The organism is Hymenobacter nivis (genome assembly GCF_006439025.1).
Taxonomy (GTDB): domain Bacteria; phylum Bacteroidota; class Bacteroidia; order Cytophagales; family Hymenobacteraceae; genus Hymenobacter; species Hymenobacter nivis_A.
Genome location: NZ_RCYZ01000005.1, coordinates 339568 through 359369 on the forward strand (window position 1 = coordinate 339568; position 19802 = coordinate 359369).

The 19802-nt window shown below is 66.1% G+C and carries 11 protein-coding genes; 5 read left to right on the forward strand and 6 right to left on the reverse strand.

The window, feature by feature from the left end; genetic code table 11:
• Positions 1-9: 9 nt before the first annotated feature.
• Complete coding sequence (locus EAH73_RS14040) at positions 10-1479, reverse strand: glutamate synthase subunit beta (RefSeq protein ID WP_140467568.1); 1470 nt, start codon at positions 1477-1479, stop codon at positions 10-12.
• Between the two features lie 27 nt (positions 1480-1506).
• On the reverse strand, positions 1507-6036 hold the full coding sequence (gene gltB, locus EAH73_RS14045; RefSeq protein WP_140467570.1) for a glutamate synthase large subunit: 4530 nt from the start codon (positions 6034-6036) through the stop codon (positions 1507-1509).
• Between the two features lie 273 nt (positions 6037-6309).
• On the opposite strand from gltB, the gene EAH73_RS14050 reads away from it, so the two are divergent.
• The 3 genes from EAH73_RS14050 to EAH73_RS14060 all read left to right on the forward strand — a co-directional run bounded on the left by EAH73_RS14050 (position 6310) and on the right by EAH73_RS14060 (position 10518).
• Complete coding sequence (locus tag EAH73_RS14050; RefSeq protein WP_161599556.1) at positions 6310-7974, forward strand: MFS transporter; 1665 nt, start codon at positions 6310-6312, stop codon at positions 7972-7974.
• A gap of 356 nt (positions 7975-8330) precedes the next feature.
• Positions 8331-9728, forward strand: coding sequence for an exopolysaccharide biosynthesis polyprenyl glycosylphosphotransferase (locus EAH73_RS14055; RefSeq protein WP_140467574.1), 1398 nt, complete (start codon positions 8331-8333; stop codon positions 9726-9728).
• Between the two features lie 43 nt (positions 9729-9771).
• Positions 9772-10518 carry a WecB/TagA/CpsF family glycosyltransferase gene (locus EAH73_RS14060; RefSeq protein WP_140467576.1) on the forward strand — a complete coding sequence of 249 codons (747 nt, stop codon included), beginning with the start codon at positions 9772-9774 and terminating at the stop codon, positions 10516-10518.
• Between the two features lie 109 nt (positions 10519-10627).
• Here the strand turns inward: EAH73_RS14060 and EAH73_RS23900 are convergent, their stop codons facing one another.
• Positions 10628-13876, reverse strand: a complete 3249-nt coding sequence (locus EAH73_RS23900; protein WP_140467578.1) for an Ig-like domain-containing protein — start codon at positions 13874-13876, stop codon at positions 10628-10630.
• A 333-nt stretch (positions 13877-14209) separates the two neighbouring features.
• Between EAH73_RS23900 and EAH73_RS14070 the strand changes: the two genes are divergently transcribed.
• Both EAH73_RS14070 and EAH73_RS14075 read left to right on the forward strand, forming a co-directional pair.
• On the forward strand, positions 14210-15184 hold the full coding sequence (locus EAH73_RS14070) for a polysaccharide deacetylase family protein (RefSeq protein WP_161599557.1): 975 nt from the start codon (positions 14210-14212) through the stop codon (positions 15182-15184).
• Between the two features lie 141 nt (positions 15185-15325).
• Positions 15326-16534, forward strand: a complete 1209-nt coding sequence (locus tag EAH73_RS14075; protein WP_140467581.1) for a glycosyltransferase family 4 protein — start codon at positions 15326-15328, stop codon at positions 16532-16534.
• Positions 16535-16560: 26 nt separating this feature from the next.
• Here EAH73_RS14075 and EAH73_RS14080 read toward each other — a convergent pair whose 3' ends face one another.
• The 3 genes from EAH73_RS14080 to EAH73_RS14090 are packed head-to-tail and all read right to left on the reverse strand — an operon-like array spanning position 16561 to position 19800.
• The gene (locus tag EAH73_RS14080) at positions 16561-17748 is read right to left on the reverse strand and encodes a glycosyltransferase family 4 protein (protein WP_140467583.1); all 1188 of its coding nucleotides are present in this window, start codon (positions 17746-17748) and stop codon (positions 16561-16563) included.
• Between the two features lie 7 nt (positions 17749-17755).
• A complete protein-coding gene (locus EAH73_RS14085) occupies positions 17756-18961 on the reverse strand; it encodes a hypothetical protein (RefSeq protein WP_140467585.1) in 1206 nt (401 codons plus the stop codon).
• Positions 18961-19800 carry a glycosyltransferase family 2 protein gene (locus tag EAH73_RS14090; RefSeq protein WP_140467587.1) on the reverse strand — a complete coding sequence of 280 codons (840 nt, stop codon included), beginning with the start codon at positions 19798-19800 and terminating at the stop codon, positions 18961-18963. The genes EAH73_RS14085 and EAH73_RS14090 overlap by 1 nt, the downstream gene beginning before the upstream one ends.
• Positions 19801-19802 lie beyond the last annotated feature (2 nt).

Below are 19802 nucleotides of genomic sequence, written 5' to 3' on the forward strand. Positions count from 1 at the left end.
CTGCCCACCTTACGCGAACATGCCCACGGCATTCTTACTCGGTAGCGCCGTCTGCCCCGTGAGAAACACGTCGATTTGGCGGGCGGCTTCGCGGCCTTCTGAAATGGCCCAGACCACCAGCGACTGGCCGCGGCGCATGTCGCCAGCCACGAACACGCTGGGCACGCTGGTTTGGTAGGTGGTTTCGGGGGCTTGCACGAGGCCGTTGGCGTCCACGGCCACGCCCAGCTGGGCCAGCAGGCCCTCGTAAGGGTTGGCCTGGAAGCCCATTGCCAGCAGCACCAGTTCGCAGGGAATTTCGCGGGTCGAATTCGGAACTTCTTCCGACTTGAGGCGGCGGCCCATAGCGTCGGTTTCCCAGGTCACGTCGCTCACCTGCAGGGCCCTGACGTGGCCGTGCTCGTCGCCCAAAAACGCCTTGGTGTGGATGCCCCAGTAGCGTTGGCAGCCTTCTTCGTGCGAGCTGCTGGTGCGGAACACCGTGGGGTAGTGCGGCCAGGGCGTGTGGGCCGGCCGCTCATTGGAAGGCTGGTTCATGAGGGCGAACTGGGCCACGGCGGTGGCCTGCTGGCGGTTGGCGGTGCCCACGCAGTCGGAACCCGTGTCGCCGCTGCCGATGACAACCACGTGTTTATCAGTGGCCAGGATGTCGGGGCCCTGCACGGGGATGTTGCTCACGCGGCGGTTTTGCTGGCCCAGGTAGTCCATGGCGTAGTGGATGCCGGCCAGCTCGCGGCCGGGCAGGGGCAGGTCGCGCGGGGCGATGGCGCCGCCGGCCAGCACCACGGCGTCGAAGGTGCGCTGGAGCTCGGCGGCGGGCAAGTCGCGGCCGATTTCGGTGTTGCAGCGGAACACGATGCCGTCCTTTTCCATCAGCTCGATGCGGCGGTCAATCACCCATTTTTCCAGCTTGAAATCGGGCACGCCGTAGCGCAGCAGGCCCCCGGGCTGCTCGTCGCGCTCGAACACCGTGACCGTGTGGCCAGCCTTGGCCAGCTGCGCGGCCACCGCCAGCCCGGCGGGCCCCGAGCCCACCACGGCCACCGTTTTGCCGGTTTTTAGCACCGGCGCCGTGGGGTGCACGTAGCCTTTCTCAAAGGCAATTTCGATGATGTGCTTCTCGATTTCCTCGATGGCCACCGCCGTGCTGTGGATGCTCAGCACGCAGGCCGACTCGCACGGGGCGGGGCAAATGCGGCCCGTGAACTCGGGGAAGTTGTTGGTAGTGGTGAGGATTTGGTAGGCGTCCTCCCAATCTTGCCGGTACACGGCCTCGTTGAACTCGGGGATGATGTTGCCCAGCGGGCAGCCCGAGTGGCAAAACGGGATGCCGCAGTTCATGCACCGGGCCGCCTGCTGGTGCAGCGCCTCGGGCGGGTACAGGCCGATGAACTCCTGGTAGTTGGTGGTGCGCACCTGCGGGGCCTCCTTGGCGGGCAGCGCGCGCTCGAATTGCTTGAAACCGGTGATGTTGCCCATTGCGGGAAATAATTAGCAAGTAATGAGTTAGCGCGCGGCTTGCAGCTGCGCTTTTTGCAGCACCTTTTTGTATTCCGAGGGGAACACCTTCACGAAGCGGCCGGTTTCTTCGGGCCAGTTGGCGAGCAGGAAGGCGGCTTTGTCGCTGCCGGTCAGCTCGTGGTGGCGGCGCAGCAGGGCCTGGATTTCGTCTTCGTCGACGGCCGTGAGGCCTTCCAATTCCACCATTTCGAGGTTGCAGTTTTCGGGAAACGTGCCGTCGGGGTCGTAAATCCAGGCGATGCCGCCGCTCATGCCGGCGGCGAAGTTGCGCCCGGTTTGGCCCAGGATGAGGGCCCGGCCGCCGGTCATGTATTCGCAGCCGTGGTCGCCCACGCCCTCCACCACGGCCGTGGCGCCCGAGTTGCGCACCGCAAACCGCTCGCCGGCCTGCCCGCGGGCAAACAGGGCCCCGGAGGTGGCGCCGTACAGCGCCACGTTGCCGATGATGATGTTGTTTTCAGGCACCAGCGTACTTTCCGGGGCTGGGAAAATGGCGAGTTGGGCCCCCGAGAGGCCCTTGCCCACGTAGTCGTTGGCTTCGCCGGCTAGGCTGAAGGCCAGGCCTTTGGCTGCAAATGCGCCGAAGCTCTGGCCCGCCGAGCCCTTGAAGCGGAACTGGATGGTGCCGTCGGGCAGGCCGGCGGCGTGGTAGCGCTTCGTGATTTCGTTGGAGAGCAGCGTGCCGAGCGTGCGGTCGGTGTTGCGCACGTCGAAGGCGCCCGTCACCGGCGTTTGGTGGTCCAGCGCGGGCTGGGCGTGGGCCAGCAGCTGCCAGTCGAGGATGTCGGCGAGGCCGTGGTCCTGGTCTTCACTCTTGAAGAGCGTGGCCCCGGTGGGGTTGGGGGCCGGGTAGAGCACGCCGCTCAGGTCCACCTGCCGGGCCTTCCAGTGGCTGACGCCGGCCTTGCGCTTGAGGAACTGCGAGCGGCCCACCATCTCGTTCACGGTGCGGAAGCCCAGCGAGGCCATGATTTCGCGCAGCTCCTCGGCCAGGAAGCGGAACAAGTTGACGATGTGCTCGGGCTGGCCGGTGAAGAGCTTGCGCAGCTCAGGGTCTTGGGTGGCCACGCCCACGGGGCAGGTGTTGAGGTGGCACTTGCGCATCATCACGCAGCCCCCGGCGATGAGGGCGGCGGTGGCCACGCCCCACTCCTCGGCCCCCAGCAGGGCGGCCACGGCCAGGTCGCGGCCGGTTTTGAGCTGGCCGTCGGCTTGCAGCACCACGCGGCTGCGCAGCTGGTTGCGCACCAGCGTTTGGTGGGCTTCGGCCAGGCCCAGCTCCCAGGGCAGGCCCGCGTGGCGGATGCTGCTGAGCGGCGAGGCCCCCGTGCCGCCGTCGTAGCCCGAAATCAGGATGACGTCGGCGTGGGCCTTGGCCACACCGGCCGCAATGGTGCCCACGCCGGCCTTCGATACCAGCTTCACGTTGATGCGGGCGGCGCGGTTGGCGTTTTTCAGGTCGAAGATGAGCTGCGCCAGGTCTTCGATGGAGTAGATGTCGTGGTGGGGCGGCGGCGAAATCAGGCCCACGCCGGGCGTGGCGTGGCGCACCTTGGCAATCCATTCATCTACTTTATGGCCAGGCAATTGGCCGCCCTCGCCGGGCTTGGCGCCCTGGGCCATCTTGATTTGCAGCTCGTCGGCATTCGTCAGGTAGTGGGCCGTGACGCCGAAGCGGGCCGAGGCAATTTGCTTGATGGCCGAGCGCATGGAGTCGCCGTTTTCCATCACCTCGAAGCGCATGGGGTCCTCGCCGCCCTCGCCGGTGTTGCTCTTGCCGCCGATGCGGTTCATGGCGATGGCCAGGGTGCTGTGCGCCTCGTGCGAAATGGAGCCGAACGACATGGCCCCGGTGGCAAAGCGCTTCATAATCAGCTCGGCCGGCTCCACTTCCTCCAGGGCAATGGCCTCGCGGTGCTGGGCAAAGTCGAGCAGGCCGCGGATGCTGAAGGCCTGGCTGGGGTGCTCGTTCAGCAGCTTGGCGTAGCGCTGGTAGGTGGCGTAGTTGTTGGTGCGGGTGGCGAGCTGCAGCAAGTGCACCGTTTCGGGGTTGAACATGTGCGCCTCGCCGCGCCGCCGCCACTGGTAAAAGCCGCCGTCGCCGAGCACTTCGGCCTCGGGCGGCGTGTTGCTGCGGAAGCCCTGAAAGTGCTTGTAGAGCGTTTCGCGGGCAATTTCGTCGAGCCCCAGGCCCCCAATGCGCGTCACGGCCCCGGTGAAGTAGCGGTCCACCACCTCCTGGTTGAGGCCCAAAATCTCGAACACCTGGGCCCCATGGTACGAGAGCAGGGTGGAAATCCCCATCTTGGAGAAAATCTTCAGCAGGCCGTCGTTCACGGCCTTCACGTAGTTTTTCAGCAGTTGGGGGCCCTCCAGGCGGGTTTCGAGGCGGCCCTCTAGGTGCGTGGTGTTAATGGTGGCCAGCGCCAGGTAGGGGTTCACGGCGGTGGCCCCGAAGGCCAGCAAGCAGGCAAAGTGGTGCACTTCCCACACGTCGCCGGCCTCCACCACCAGGCCCACCGAGCCGCGCCGGCTGAGGCGAATGAGGTGGTGGTGCACCGCCGACACGGCCAGCAGCGACGGGATGGGCGCGTGCTCGGAGTCCAGGGCCCTATCCGAGAGAATCAGCACCTCAAACCCGTCGTTCACGGCGTCCTCCGCGTAGCGGCAGAGGCGGGCCAGGCCGGCTTCGAGCGAGCCGGGCAGCCCATCGGCCTTGAAGTAGGTCTGAAGCGTTTTGGCGTGGAACAAGCCGGTGTCGATGCTGCGCAGCTTTTCGAGCTGGTGGTTGACGAGAATGGGGTGGCTCAGGGCCACGCAGTGCCCGTGCATCTTGTCCTCGTCGAGGATGTTGCCGTTGTTGCCGATGAAGGTGGCCAGGCTCATCACCAGCCGCTCGCGGATGGGGTCGATGGGCGGGTTGGTGACCTGGGCAAAAAACTGCTTGAAGTAGCTGCTCAGGTGCTGCGGCTGGTCGGAGAGCACGGCCAGGGGCACGTCCACGCCCATCGAGCCGATGGCTTCCTTGCCTTCCAGGGCCATGGGCAGGATGACGGTTTCGATGTCCTCGCGGGTGTAGCCGAAGGCCTGGTGGTACTTGAGCACGGCGGCCGTGCCGAGGTCCGAAAACACCTGGCGGGGCTCGGCCAGCTCGTCGAGCCGGATCTGGTAGTTGCGCAGCCAGTCGCCGTAGGGCTGGCGGCTGGCGGCCTGGTGCTTGATTTCGGCGTCGGTGATGATTTCGCCGGCCACGGTGTCCACCACAAACATTTTGCCCGGCTGCAAGCGCCCTTTCTCCAGGATAATGTCTTCCGGGATGGGCAGCACGCCGGCCTCGGAGGCCACCAGCACGCGCCCGTCGTTCGTGACGACGTAGCGCAGCGGGCGCAGGCCGTTGCGGTCGAGCATGGCCCCCACGAGGCGACCGTCGGTGAAGTTGAGGGCCGCCGGGCCGTCCCAGGGGGCCATGAAGGTGGCGTGGAACTCGTAGAACGCCTTTTTCAGCGGGTCCATCTGCTCGTTACCGTCCCAGGCCTCGGGCACCAGCATCATCATCACGTGGGGCAGGGTGCGGCCGCAGTGCAGCAGCAGCTCCACAATGTTGTCGAGGCAGGCCGAGTCCGACTGGCCGGCGTCAATTACGGGCAGCAGCATTGCCATTTCCTCGGCCGTGAAGTAAGGCGAGGCATAGGTTTGCAGGCCGGCGTAGAACCAGTTCAGGTTGCCGCGCAGGGTGTTAATCTCGCCGTTGTGGGCCAGGTAGCGGAAAGGCTGGGCCAGCCGCCAGCTCGGAAACGTATTCGTAGAGAAGCGCGAGTGAATTAGGCCAAAGGCCGTCGTCACCCGCTCGTCGGTGAGGTCGGGGTAGTAGCCGCGCACCTGGTAGGTGGTGAGCTGGCCCTTATATACGATGGTTTGGCACGAGAACGAGGCGAAGTACAGGTCGTCGAGGCCCCCGGGCAGCACGTCCTTCACCTTGTTCACGATGAGGCGGCGCAGCACGTAGAGCTTGCGCTCGAAGTCCTCGGTGGTGGCCACGTCCACGGGCCGGGCCACGAACACCTGCTCCATCACGGGCTCGCCGCTGAGGGCCGTGACGCCGATGCCGGCCGGGTTCACGGGCACCGGGCGGTAGCCCAGCACGCGCAGGCCCAGCTGCTGGGCGGCGGCGTCGATGAGGCCCCGGGCGGTGGCGCGGGCGGCGTCATCTTTGGGCAGGTAGGCCTGGCCCACGCCGTAGGCCCCAGGCTCGGGCAGCTGGATGTCGAGGGCCAGGCACTCCTCTAAGAGGAACCAGTGCGGGATTTGCAGCAGCACGCCCGCGCCGTCGCCCGAGTCGTGGTCGCAGCCGCAGGCACCGCGGTGCTCCATGTTTTCCAACATGGTCAGCGCGTCCACCACCATCTGGTGCGATTTGCGCCCGGTGATGGACGTGAGGAAGCCCGTGCCGCAGGCATCGTGCTCAAACTCCGGGCGGTAGAGGCCCGCCGAAGCAGCAGTAGTATCAACCGTCATGGTATGGTTATTTATTTGATTATCAAGCAAATGCCGCCCTGCGTACCCTGGGCCGGGGGCCCCTGGGGGCCCCGGCCGGTGCGCCCGGGCCGCCCCCGCAAGCAGGGGTGGCCAAGGTGCTGCGCGTTAAAGTATTACACGGCGTGGTTTTCGCCTAATCAATTTTTCGCCGGTTTATTATTTCCAAAGTACCGGCCACAGGGCCCCGGGCGCGGGCGGGGCGCACCCCGGGGGCCCCAAATCCGTAAGCTGGTCCGTGCTGTTCCCTCCCCAATGACTCCTATTAGTACCCCCGCCCCGGCCGCCCGGGCCACCATGTGGAGCCCCCTGGCCTACCACGTGTTCCGGGCCGTATGGATTGCCTCGCTCGCCTCCAACGTGGGCACCTGGATGCAGAACGTGGCCGGCGTGTGGCTCGTGACCACCCTCACCACCTCGGCCCTGCTCGTGGCCCTGATGCAAACCGCCACCAGCCTCCCGGCCTTCCTGCTGAGCCTGCCCAGCGGGGCCCTAGCCGACCTCATCGACCGGCGCAAGCTGCTGCTGGGCACGCAGGGCTTCATGGCGGTGGTGGCCACCATCCTGGGGGCCCTCACGCTGGCGCACGAGGTATCAGCGTTCGGGGTGCTGGGCTTCACCTTTTTGCTCGGTATGGGCTCAGCCCTGAACGGCCCGGTGTGGCAAACCGTGACCACCGAGCTGGTGCCGCGCCCGGTGCTGCCCTTCGCCATCACCCTGAACGGGGTGAGCAACAACATTGCCCGGGCCATCGGGCCGGCGCTGGGCGGCGTGGTCATTGCCTACTACTCGCCGGGCTGGGTGTTTATGCTCAACGGCGTGTCGTTTCTGGGCACGTTCGCGGTTATCTACTTCTGGAAGCGCGATGCCGAGGAAAGCCAGGGCCCCGCCGAGCACTTCCTGGGGGCCCTGCGGGCGGGCATGCGCTACGTGCACTACGCCCCGCCCATCCACGCGGTGCTGGTGCGGGTGTTTGCGTTCGGGTTCGGGGCCAGCGCCATGTGGGCGCTGCTCTCGGTGGTGGTGGCCCGCAAGCTGCACCTGAGCGCGGGCCACTACGGCATCATGCTCTCGTGGCTGGGGGCGGGGGCCGTAGCGGGGGCCTTCCTCATGGGCCGGGCGGGGCAGCGCATCAGCCTCAACCGGCGGGTGCTGCTGGGTGGGCTCGCCTTCGTGGGCACCAACCTGAGCCTGGCGTTTATTGAAAACACCGCCATCCTGGGGCCCATCATGTTCGTGTCGGGCACGGCCTGGCTGATGGCCATGACCAGCTTCAGCACCACCGTGCAGCTGAACGTGCCGAAGTGGGTGCAGGCGCGGGTCATCAGCATCTACATGCTGCTATTTCAGGCGGGCATGAGCCTGGGCAGCCTGGCCTGGGGCGAACTGGCCGACTACTTCAGCCCCCAAGTGGCCTTGTGTGTGGCCGCTGCCTGGATGGCCGCCAGCGCCCTGCTGGCCCTGCCCTACCCGCTGCAAGCGGCCGATAACCTCAACCTCGACCCCGCCGAGCCCTGGCTCGACCCGCCCATGGCCGATGGCCCCGCCGACCCCGACGATGGCCCCGTGGTGGTGATGATCACCTACCGCATCGACCCCGCCGACTGGGCCGCCTTCCAGCCGGTAGTCGGCCGCCTATCGCGCCTGCGCCTGCGCGATGGGGCCCTGCGCGCCGGCGTGTTCGCCGACCTGGCCGACCCCGGGCGCATCACCGAGTTCTTCACCGTGGCTACCTGGGGCGAGCACCTGCGCCAGCACCACCGCTTCACGCGCGACGACCAGGCGGTGGAGGAGCAGGTGCGCCAGTACCACCGGGGCCCCGAGCCGCCCCACGTGGCGCACTTCCTGGCCTTTCCCACGGCCATCAACGTGCCCGTGGAAGTGGCGGCGCCCTACCCCAACGTGGAGCTTACCCACTGATTAGCGGCACGCCATTTGAGCAAAGCTTTTTTTAATCCAGGTAAAAATTAAATAATAACCATTTCTTGGTATAATATCTATTTAAAACTATATTTACTCATAATTGGACGAGAGAGCGCAGTAGAACGATAAAATACAGCACGATCTTGGAATTTATCAGGTTTGTATAATATGATTATTCTAATTAAATGTGGCATGCAACGGTTTGCTTTTATGAAATTTACAATTAGATATATTTTAAGTCATACTCCGTAAGGCCAAGGGGGCTTAAGCTCCGTATGTGCCCACGAATTCCTTCCTGATGGACTGCCACTTGGCCCGAAATCACCGATATAACGCTACCCATTTATATCACCATGATCCTCTACGAACGCCGTACGCACGTCAACCAGATGATTCTGCTGACTGCCGACATCCTGCTTATTTTTGGAGCTTTCCGCTTTGTTGAATTTTACCACCGGGGCGACTGGGCATTCGGCGGCGACTACCCGCTGTTTTTCGCCGTGTTTGCCCTCATCTGGTGGATTGTGGCGGGCCAGGTGACCAACCCCACTTCGCTGGACCGGCTCACCTCGTACGCCGAGAAATTTTGGGCCCTGGTGCTGGCCTTTCTGGTGCACGCGGTGGTACTCACGGCGGGCATTTTGCTGCTGCATGTGCGGCTGCTGCCCATTCGCTACATCCTGCTGCTCTACGGCGTGGCGGGGGCGGCCGTGGTGAGCGGGCGCTTACTGGTAGCGTTTTTCTACCGCACTTACCGCTACCGGCTGGCCCGGCCCCACAGCCGCTTCGTGATTGTGGGCGCCAGCCGCAGTGGCCGCGAAATGCACCAGTTCCTGACGCTGCACGACCCGGTGGCCAACCAGTTCCTGGGCTTCTTTACCGATGAGCCAGTGGCGGCCAACCTCCAGCCGCTGGTGCGCGGCGGCCTGGCCGACCTCAAGGATTTTTGCGAGCGCGAGCAGGTTGACGAGATGTACTTCGCCCTGCCCCTCAACCAAGCAGACCTGATTTCGGAGCTCTCGGCGTTTGCCGACGACCACTTCATGTCCTTCCGCATCGTGCCCGACTTTGAGGGCACCCTGCACAAGGGCGTGGACGTGCACTACCACGGCCGGGGCCCCATCCTCACGGTTCGCCGCCACCCGCTGGCGTTCCGCACCAACCAGATTGCCAAGCGCGGCTTCGACCTCGTGTTTTCGGGCCTGGTCATCGTGGGGGTGTTCCCAATTTTGCTGCCCATCCTAGCCGTGCTTATCAAACTAGATTCGCCGGGCCCCGTGTTCTTCAAGCAGATGCGGCCGGGCAAGCGCAACAAGCTGTTTCCGTGCTACAAGCTGCGCTCGATGAGCACGGCTACGGGCGGCACCGAGCTGCAAGCCACCAAGGGCGATGCCCGGGTGACGCGCGTGGGCCGCTTCCTGCGCTCGTCGAGCCTCGACGAGATTCCGCAGTTCTTCAACGTGTGGCTCGGCCACATGTCGGTGGTGGGGCCTCGGCCCAACATGGTGTCGCAGCTCGAAGAGTATTCCAAGCACATCCACACCTATGCCCAGCGCCACGCCGTGACGCCCGGCATCACGGGCCACGCCCAAGTGAACGGCCACCGCGGAGAAACCCGCGCCGCCGGCGCCATGGAGAAGCGCGTGGAGTACGACCTGGAGTACGTGGAAAACTGGTCGCTGCTGCTCGATGTGAAAATCATCGGCAAGACGGTGTGGAACATGGTGGCCGGCGAGAAGAATGCCTACTAGCTCTTTCGCCCTGCCCGCCCCCCTGCCCCTTACCTTAGCGCCTATGTTAGCGACGCAAACTGTTCTGAACTCCCCCATTACTACGGGGCCCTTCGGCGAATTTGTGGACCGCATCCTGCACCTGGGAGCGGCCCGTACCTCGGCCTACGTGTGCTGCGCCAACGTGCACATGGTGGTGGAAGCCCACCGCGACCCCAGCTTCCGCAAGGTACTGGCCGAGGCCGACCTTGTGACCCCCGACGGGGGCCCCGTGGCCAGCGTAGCCGGGTGGCGCGGCGGCCATCCCCAAGAGCGCGTGGCCGGCATGGACCTCGTGCCCGCCCTGCTTGAAGAGGCCGCCCGCCGCGGCCAGTCGGTGTACTTCTACGGCACCACCGACGATGTACTGGAGGCCATTGTGGCCCGGGCCAAGCGCGAGCTGCCCACCCTGCGCCTGGTGGGCACCTGCGCCCCGCCCTTCCGGGCCCTCACCGCTGAGGAAGAAGCCGCCCACGTGGCCGCCATCAACGCCGCTGACCCGGATTTGCTGTTTGTGGCCCTGGGCTGCCCACGGCAGGAGCGCTGGATGGCCGCCCACCGCGGCCAGATCAAAGCCTGCATGTTGGGCGTCGGCCAAGCCTTTCTGGTGTACGCCGGCCTGGAGCAGCGCCTGCCCGTGTGGGCCCGCCGCCTGTGGCTGGAGTGGGCCTACCGCCTCTGGCTCGAGCCCCGCCGGCTCTGGAAGCGCTACCTCGTCACCAACTCGCGGTTCCTCTTCCTACTGGCCCGTACCTCGCTGGCCAAGGGCTGAAACTGCAAGGACTGAAACCGAATATTAAACCCAAAAAGAAGCCGGGAGGCATTGCGCAACAGCTTGTTGCGCAATGCCTCCCGGCTTCTTTTTGGCTTGACTGGGGCCCCTAGTGCCGCACCTCCAGGCGCTCTACGCGCGTGGGCTGGCTGCTCTGGATTTGCAGGGCGTAGATGCCGCTGGGCAAGCGGCTGGTGTCGAGCACAAACTGGTTGTCGCCGGCCGCGGCCTGCTGCTGCGAGCGCAGCATGGGCGTGCCCTGCATATCGGTCACGACGAGCGTGACGGCGGTGGCTTGCTCAAAATTCGTGGATACCGTCACCTGCCCATCAGCCGGGTTGGGAAACAGCGTGGAGCTTGCGGCGAGGGCGCTGGTAACGGCGGCGGCCGCGCTGGTAGCCGCGCTGCTGGCCGCGCTTTGCAGCACCAGCTCCACGTCGTCGTAGTAGAGCGACTGCCCGCCGCTGGCTTTGGAGTAGAAGCCGATTTCGCACTGGCCGTTGCTCACGGCAATGTTGGGCACGGAAATCTGCACCCACTGCCCATCGGCGGTGGTGGGCGCGGCAGTGCTCACCAGGGAGCCACCGTAGTTGCTGGCGCGCATTTCAGCGATGGCCTGGCCCCCGGTATTCTTCACCCAGGCCCGCAGGGTGTAGCTGCCGGCCGGCAGGTTGCGCACGGTTTGGTAGGTGTACACCTCGAAGGCTTCGGGGCGGTACTGGGTGCCGTGGTACAGGCCGGTATGGGCCCCGGGGTAAGCCTCGATGAAGCTGGCGTAGATGCGGGTGTTGCCAATGGCGCGGGTGGTCCAGTAGCGGGGGTCCCAGCGCGGCAGCAGGTCGTTGTCGAAGCTGGGATTGAGCACGGTATTGGCCCCGGTGGTGGGGGTGGCGGCGGGCTGGAGCACAAATTCCACGTCGTCGAAGTAGAGCCACTGCCCGCCGTTGGCCTTGGAGTAGAAGCCGATTTCGGCCCGGCCGCTCGTCACGCTGATGTCCGAAATTTGCACCAGCGTCCAGCCGCTCGTGCTGGTGCTGAGGTTAGCCGTGCGCATATCGCCGCCGTAGTTGCTGGCCCGCATTTCGGCGCGGGGCTGGCCGCCGGTGCTCTTCACCCAGGCGCGCAGCGTGTAGGTACCGGCTGGCAGGTTGCTAATCGTCTGGTAGGTGTACACCTCGTAGTCGTCGGGGCGGTACTGGGTGCCGTGGTAGAGGCCCGCGTGGGCCCCGGGGTAGGTTTCGGTGTAGTCGGCGTTGTCGTTGGTGTTGGCACCGGTGGCGGTTTGCCAGCCAGCGGGGGCCCCCACGGGCAAGCCGCCCGCCTCTAAGCCGGGGTTGACCACCAGATTGGTGCCGGCGCCAACCGGCGCGGGGGTGGCCGGAGCTACCGCCACCGCCACGGCAGCGGAGGTGGTGCTGGCCCCGGCGTTGTCGGTGGCCACGGCGGTGAGGGCGTAGGTGCCAGCGGCCGAGGGCGTCCAGCTCAGCTGGTAGGGAGCGGCAGTGGCCTCGCCCAGCTTGGCGGTGCCATTAAAGAATTCTACCTTGGCCACTGTGCCGTCGGCATCGGTGGCGGTGGCGCTCAGGGCCAGGGCCTGGCCGAGGGTGAGGCTAGTGGCGGCGCTCAGGGCCACGGTGGGCGCGGCGTTGGGGGCGCCGGCTTGCTGGGGGGCCAGCGTCACGTCGTCAAAATAGATGGATTGGCTGCCACCGGCTTTGGAATAAAAGCCGATTTCGCACTGGCCGTTGGTCACGGCGATGTTGGGCACGGTGAGCAGCACCCAGCCCGGGGCGGCCACGCCGCCGGGGGTGGCGGCGAGGTCGGCGGTTTGCATAGGGCCCCCGTAGTTGCTGGCGCGCATTTGGGCGGCGGCCTGGCCGCCGCTGCTCTTCACCCAGGCGCTGAAGGCGTACGTGCCATTGGCCAAGCCGCTGACGACCTGGTAGGTGTACACTTCATAGGCCGATGGGCGATAGTGGGTGCCGTGGTAGCTGCCCGTGTGGGCCCCGGCGTAGGCTTCGGAGTAGCTGGCCTTGGCGTCGGAGCTGGTTTGCCAGCCCGTGGGGGTGCTAGTGGCACCGTCGGCCTCAAAGCCGGGGTTGGCGACTTGGCCGGTGGCGGCCACCGGCGGGGTGGGCGCGGCAGTGGCCCCCAGGGGACCCAGCACCACGCCGGCCTGTTGCAGCTTCTGGGCCCAGAGGGTGGCTTCGTTGTCTTCGGTGGCCAGCGTGACGGGGTTGGGCAGGTGCACCGTGCCGGTGCAGGTGGCGCAGTTGCCCGGGCTCAGGTCCTGGCGGTCGGGGTAGGGGTTGTTGGCCCCCCACCGCACAAAGCCGATGGTGTTGTTCTGAATGCGGTTGTTGAAAAACAGGCTGACCAGCTGCTGGTAGTAGTTGAACACGGCCGTGGCGGCGTAGGTGGCCGTGAGGCGCGAGCCGTCGGGCAGCAAGCCACTGTTTACCAGGCGGTTGTCGTGGTAGTACACGTCGTGGCCGGCGGCAATGTTCATGGCCGCGTTGCAGGTGCTCACAAACTGGTTGTGGTCGGCCTCGATGTAGCCCGCGGCCCCGTCCAGGGCCCCGGCGTCGCCGTCGGTGGTCAGGCCAGTGCCCGTGAACTGGCCGTCGGTGGCCGGAAACGGGTAGGCCCCGCGCACGAAGTTGTCGTGCACCCGCAGCGGGCTGCTGGCCGTGCCCGAGCTGTTGTAGAGGTTAATGTTGTCCTCCACCAGGCTCTGGTTGGGGGCGTTGACGACCTCGTTGTACGAAACGTCGACGCCAGCCAGGCGCTGCACCGTGTTCAGGATCAAGAAGCTGCTGCGGGTGCTGCCGCCGTTGCGCCAGCGCCCGTCGATGTTGCGCACCCGGTTGTAGCGCACGGTCAGGGTTTGGCCGGAGGCCCCAGTGCCGCCCCAGCGGTTCACCACGATGCCGCTGGTTTGCACCAGCTCGTTGTGCTCCACCACCAGGCGCTGGGCCCGGTACGAGTCTAGGAAGCGGCCGGGGGCCTGGTTGTCCACGCTCGGCGCGAGGCCCTGGCCGCGGCAGTTGCGCACGGTCAGGTCGGCCCCCTGGCCGGCCTGGATGAGGTTGCCCGCCCCGGCCAGGTTGCAACCGTCAAGCACCACGGGGTCGTTGGTGTTCACAAGCACCGCGGGCTGCCCCGAATCGGTGCTGCGGTAGTTGCCGGTATAGGTACCGCCTTTGGTTATTACAATTGGATCGGAGTAGGATACCGCTTGGGCCTGCGCCGAAACCAAGGGTGCGCCCGCCGCCACCAGTACCAAAAAGGCCCGCGTGCAAGCGGCAAACGCAGGTTTGTGGCCCGCTGCCCCGCTGGATTGGTCAATTTTTAACATAAGCAAGCAGAAACGTGACTTCCTGATTCAATTAAAAATGTTATAAAACATATAAAAGCCTAAGGCAAAGATATGCAATTTTACTGTTCGTAACCACTTGAGCCAAAATTATATAACTTGCACTTTACTGCAAACGATTGTCATTATCCAAGATTGTAAAAAGCGGAAAAAGTCAATATCTAGGAGTTGATGTCCAGCGCTTTCTGGGCGGAAACCGGGCCCAGGGCCCCGGACCCGGGCCCGGGCTCCCAGCTTGGCAGCCAGTCTCCGGCGACTATCTTACTTTTACAGTATAGCAGCAGTCTTATCCTTTTCTCTTTTTTACAAACAGCCATGCCTTTTGCTTGGAGGCGTGCCCTCGACCGCCTCGACGAACACCTGGCCCTGGCCCGCCTGGCCGCGCGCCCCGAACGACCGGCGCTGCTGGCGTTCATGTTTCACGTGTTGTTTGAAGACGAGGCCGCGATGGACCGGCACGAGGTGGACCCGCAGCAGCGCATCACGGTGGGGATGTTTGAGGAATTTGTGGCCTACTTCGTGGCGCACGGCTACGCCTTTGTGACGCCGGCCGACGTGCTGCGCGGCCTCGACCCCGCCGGTAAGTACGCCCTGCTCACCTTCGACGACGGCTACTACAACAACCGCCTGGCGCTGCCCGTGTTGCGGCGCTACGGCGTGCCGGCCACGTTTTTCATCTCCACCCACCACGTGGAGGCGGGCCGCGCCTTTTGGTGGGATGTGGTGTACCGCCACCGGCAGCGCCAGCCCTTGCCGCCCGCCGCGCAAGCCGCTGAGTATGCGCTCCTCAAGCAACTGCGCCATCCTGAAGTAGACCAGTACCTGGTGGACCAATTTGGCCCGGGGGCCCTGGTGCCGGTGGGCGACCTGGATCGGCCCTTCACGCCGGCCGAGCTGCGGGAGTTTGCCAGCGCGCCGGAGGTGAACCTGGGCAACCACACCCACCACCACGCCGTGCTCACCAATTACGCCCCCGCCGCCGCTGCCGCCGAACTCGTGGCGTGTCAGGAGGCGCTGGCGCGCCTGCTGGGGGCCCCGGCCAGCGCCGTGGCCTACCCCAACGGCAATGCCTCGGCGGCGGTGCGGGCGGCGGCCGTGGGCGCGGGCCTGCGCCTGGGGACCACCGTGCGGGCTGGCAAAAACTACCTGCCCTTTGCCCGCTACGGCGTGGATGTGCTGCTGCTCAACCGCTTCCTGCTGTGGGGCGGCCCGGACGTGGCGCGGCAGTGCGCCCTGTTCCGCACCGATTTTCACCTCAAGGAGCGGCTCCGCTTCTGGCGGCGGGCGTAGCGCCCCGCAGCGGTTACGTACTGATTCATTGCCTGTTATATATTTATTCTCCCAGTAAGCAGTTACGCCAAAAGCATTAGCGGTTTAATTATAAACAGGCTCTTTTTTATCAAAAAATTCTATTATTAGCTCGTTATTCCCGTGAAAATTCTTTGGCTGGCCCCTTACCCGCACCCGCTCGATGCCCAGGCGCACCCCGTGCCGTGGGTGGGGGCCCTGGCCGACCTGCTGAAGCAGGAGCCGGGCGTGACACTGACCATTCTGAACTGGACGCACCGCCTGGCCGTGCCAGTGGAGGAGTTTGAGCGCGACGGCATCCGCTTCATCTACCTGAGAACGCCGACGGTGCGCACCGACATCCTCACCTTGTACCGGCGGCGCATTGCCTTGGTAAAGGCTTATTTGCGCACTCACTGCCGCGCCTACGACCTGCTGCACCTGCACGGCTCGGAGCTGCAGCTGCCGGCCATGACGGCCGGCCTGCCCGTGCCCCAGCTGCTCACGGTGCAGGGCCTGGTGTCGCAGTACCCACGCTTCGTGCCCGGCCTGGTGTCGTGGCGTAAGGTGCTGTGGACGCTGGCCGGGCGCTACGAGCGGCGCTACCTGCCGGCCATCCACCACTTCTCGTGCCGCACCCACTGGGACCAGGCGCTGGTGCAGCGGCTCAGCCCGGGGTGCACCGTGCACCACAACTGGGAGGTCATCCGGCCCGCGTTTTTTAGGGCCCCGGGGCCCCGGCCAACGGGGCGGCCGCGGGTGGCATTCATCGGGGGCACGCAGGTGATGAAGGGCTTCCACGAGGTGCTGGCCGCGTTCGACCTGCTGCGCCAACACCTTGACGTGCAGCTTGTGGTGGCGGGCACCGACGACCTGGCCGCGGTGCTGGCCGCAGCAGCAGCGGCCGGGCTGCACCGCATCGGGCCGGCCGACGTGGTGTGCTGCGGCGTGCTGGGGGCCCCGGCGTTGGCCGAGCTCTTTGCCGAAGCGGTGTGCCTGCTCCACCCCTCCTACGTCGACAACAGCCCCAACAGCGTGTGCGAGGCCCAGGCCGCCGGCCTGCCCGTGGTGGCTTCCGACGTGGGCGGCGTCCGCTCGCTCGTGGAGCACGAGGTGACGGGCCTGCTCTGCACGCTGGCCCCGGCCAGCATTGCCGCCCAGGCCCTGCGCCTGCTCACCGACGGGGCCCTGCACCAGCGCCTGGCCACCCAGGCCGCCGCCGTGGCCCACCAGCGCCACGACCCCGCCACCATCGTGGCGCGCACGCTGGCCATTTACCAGGCCGTATTGCGCGATTTTCACCAGCAGCCAGCAGCTAAGCCAAGGCCGCGGCGCCTCCAAGCACCCCGCTGAACGGGCTAGGGCTCAGGCAGCTGTGCCTAAGCTCCGGTGGGCTGTGCGTAGAGGGCCAGGTACTGGTCGGCAATTTTGGCCAGTGGGAAGCGCTCGGCCACGATGGCCACGGCCCGGGCCGATACCTGCGCATATAGGGCCCCATCGGACAGCAGACGATTCACGGCACCGGCAATGGCGTCCACGCTCGTCACGTCGACCAGCAGGCCGCCGTCTTCCACCACCCACGGCACGGCACCGCTGGCTTGGCCGGCCACCACGGGCACGCCGTAGGCCATGGCCTCCACGAGCACCATGCCGAACGACTCTTCGAGCGAAGTGTGGAGAACGAGCGTGCTGGCAGCAATTTTCCGCAGCACTTCCTCGTGGGGCGTGGGGCCCCAAAACACCACGTTTTGCACGTTGTGCTGGCGGCAGAACTCTTCTGCCTCCTCGCCCGGCACAAAGGCCGTGCCCATCGCCCAGAGCACCGCCGTGGGGTGCTGCTGCTGCACGGCGCGGAAAGCCAACAGGGCGTTTTTGCTGTTTTTGCGGTCGTCCCAGCCGTTCACCACGGTGCTGAGCACGGGCCGGTCGAGGGGCGCTTTCACTAGGCTGGCGCGGCCGGGGATGACCACCGGGTTGGGCACCACCGCCACGGGGGCCTTCGTCCAAGGCTGCACGGTGGCAGCCATGTACGGCGACACGGCCGTGAAGCGGTGGCCCTTGCGGAACACGTAGCGCGCCATCAGCAAGTGGAACAGGCGGTTGAGGGTGCGCACGTAGTCGAAGATGATGCGGGCGTTGTCGTGCACCGTCACGATAGTTTGCGGGTCGTAGGCCAGGCCGGCCAGGGCAAACTCGTAGGTCCAGTGGGCGTGCACCACCTCGGGGCGGAAGCGCTGGAGCTGGGCCAGCATTCCCTGGCGCTCAAACCAAAAAAAATCGGCGGTGCGGCCCAGGCGGCGGCCGTTCAGGCGAAACGTGCGGCTGCGGGCGGGCACCACCACGTAGGTCAGGTTGGGGCCCTCGTGCACGAAGGGCGGGTCGTCGTCGCCGAGCTGGTCGTCGAGGGTGATGGCCACCACCCGGTGCCCGCGGGCCACGTACTCGCGGATGAGGTTGCTGATCAGCGGGGCCCCTTCGCGCCCTTTCGGGTAGGGGCGGGCGGCGTCGCGCTCGGCCGCGGGCAGCAGGTCGTTGGTGGCAATGGGGGCTAGAACGCCGATGTACATCAGGAAGTTATTTAGAAACTGAACCGGCCCGGGCCAGCTGGGGCCCCACCGCCACGCCGGCCTTGCGCAGCTTTTGCTGCCAGGTGCGCCACTCGCCTTCCTCCGTTATCCAGCCGATGGGGCCGGGCAGGTGCTCGGTGTCGGTGCAGGGGGCGCAGGCTCCGGGGCTCAGGTCCTGGCGGTCGGGGGCAGGGTCGGTGCCGCCCCACTTTACGTAGCCCACGGCGTTGTGGGCCACGCGGTGGCCAAAAAACACGGTGGCGGGCTGCTTGTAGAAGTTGAACACGCCCAGCCCGGCGTGCCCGGCGTTGAAGCGCGCGCCGTCGGGCAGGTAGCCGGCGGTGATGGCGCGGTTGTCGTGAAAGTAGATGTCGTGGCCGGCGGCGATGTTCATGGCCGCGTTGCCGGTGGCCACAAACTGGTTGTGGTCGGCCTCTACGAAAGCCGTGGCGCCGTCCACCGTTTTGGCGTCACCGTCAGTGGTCAGGCCCGAGCCCGTGAACTGGCCCGCCGCGGCCGGAAACGGGTAGGCGCCGCGCACAAAGTTGTCGTGCACGTGCAGCGGGCTGGCCGCCGTACCCGAGCTGTTGTAGAGGTTGATGTTATCCTCCACCAGGCTCTGGCCCGGCGCGTTCACCACCTCATTGTAGGCAATATCTACGCCGGGCACATGCTGCACTGTGTTCAAAATCAAGAAGCTGCAGTGCGTGCTGCCGGTGTTGTTGCGCCAGCGGCCGTCCACGTCGCGCGCCAGGTTGTAGCGCACGGTTAGGGTTTGGCCGGGGGCCCCGGTCCCGCTCCAGCGGTTCACCACAATGCCGCTGGTTTGCACAAAGGCGTTGTGCTCCACCACCAATCGGCGCGGGCGGTAGGCGTCGAGGAAGCGGCCGGGGGCCTGCTTGTCGGCGGTGGGCGGCAGGCCGCGGCCGCGGCAGTTGCGCACGGTCAGGTCGGCCCCTTCGCCAGCCTCGATGAGGTTGCCGGGGCCCGTGAGGGCGCAGCCGTCGAGCACCACGGGCTCGGTGGTGGCCACGCGCACGCAGGCCGTACCCGAGGCCGTGCTGGCGTACGCGCCCGAGTAGGTGCCGCCCTTGGTGATGACCAAGGTGGCGTCGCCGGTGGCGTGGTGGCTGGCGCAGGCGGCCACGCCGGGGCCCCCAGCCAGCAGGGCCAGCCACAGCCAGGGGGCGGCGCGGCGCTTCAGGGGCCCCATTAGTGCAGGAAGTAGCCCACCAGCCGGCGCGCGTAGCCGTTCAGCAGGAAATACGGCAAATAAATCGCGGGGCAATTTTTGAAGGCGAAGTGCGTGAAATTGACCAGGTTGCCCCCGCCCCGGATGCCGAACAGGTGCTGGTAGTAGCCCTTCAGGCTGCGGTGCTTGCGGGTGAGGGTCTGGCCGCTTTCCTCGGGGTAGGTGCTGAGCTGGGCGGCGTAGTTGCAGAACACCGGGAAGCCGGCCCGGCGCGCCACGCTGGTGTAGTCGAAGTCGGCGAGGTAGTGCGGCAGGCGCTTCTCATCGAACAAGCCCACCTTGTCAATCACCGCTTTAGGAATGAGCAGGCCGCGCCCGGGCAGGTACGTGACGGGGTGCAGGCCGGTGCGCAGGCCGGCGGGTAGCTCGTGCAGCAGGTCATGGCGGGTATTGGTCTTGAAATCAAGCCGTTCGCCGCCGTAAATCACCTCCCCGTTGGAAGCGTCGAACTCCAGGGCCCCCAGCACGGCGGTGGGGTTTTGGTCGGCGGCGGCCAGCATTTCGGCCACGAAGGTTGGGGCGGCAACCACGTCGTTGTTGAGGGTGAGCACGCGGGTGGCGCCCAGGGCCAGGGCCCGGCGGATGCCCAGGTTCACGCCGGCCGTCCAGAACAGGTTGCCGTCGCCGGTCACCACTTCCACCTCGGGGTAGTCGCGGGCCAGAGCGGCGGCCGTTTCGTCGGTCGAGCCGTCGTCCACGACCACCGTGCGGAAGTCCTGGTTGGTTTGCGCCCGCAGCGAGACCAGGCACTCGGCGGTGTAGCGCCAGCGGTTAAAAACGGGGATAATAACGTAAAGCATAG

Excerpts from the sequence above, each read along its gene's own strand:
- EAH73_RS14040 (WP_140467568.1), bottom strand. The coding sequence starts at position 1,479 with ATGGGCAACATCACCGGTTTCAAGCAATTCGAGCGCGCGCTGCCCGCC.
- gltB (WP_140467570.1), bottom strand. The coding sequence starts at position 6,036 with ATGACGGTTGATACTACTGCTGCTTCGGCGGGCCTCTACCGCCCGGAG.
- EAH73_RS14050 (WP_161599556.1), top strand. The coding sequence starts at position 6,310 with ATGACTCCTATTAGTACCCCCGCCCCGGCCGCCCGGGCCACCATGTGG.
- EAH73_RS14055 (WP_140467574.1), top strand. The coding sequence starts at position 8,331 with ATGATCCTCTACGAACGCCGTACGCACGTCAACCAGATGATTCTGCTG.
- EAH73_RS14060 (WP_140467576.1), top strand. The coding sequence starts at position 9,772 with ATGTTAGCGACGCAAACTGTTCTGAACTCCCCCATTACTACGGGGCCC.
- EAH73_RS23900 (WP_140467578.1), bottom strand. The coding sequence starts at position 13,876 with ATGTTAAAAATTGACCAATCCAGCGGGGCAGCGGGCCACAAACCTGCG.
- EAH73_RS14070 (WP_161599557.1), top strand. The coding sequence starts at position 14,210 with ATGCCTTTTGCTTGGAGGCGTGCCCTCGACCGCCTCGACGAACACCTG.
- EAH73_RS14080 (WP_140467583.1), bottom strand. The coding sequence starts at position 17,748 with ATGTACATCGGCGTTCTAGCCCCCATTGCCACCAACGACCTGCTGCCC.
- EAH73_RS14085 (WP_140467585.1), bottom strand. The coding sequence starts at position 18,961 with ATGGGGCCCCTGAAGCGCCGCGCCGCCCCCTGGCTGTGGCTGGCCCTG.
- EAH73_RS14090 (WP_140467587.1), bottom strand. The coding sequence starts at position 19,800 with ATGCTTTACGTTATTATCCCCGTTTTTAACCGCTGGCGCTACACCGCC.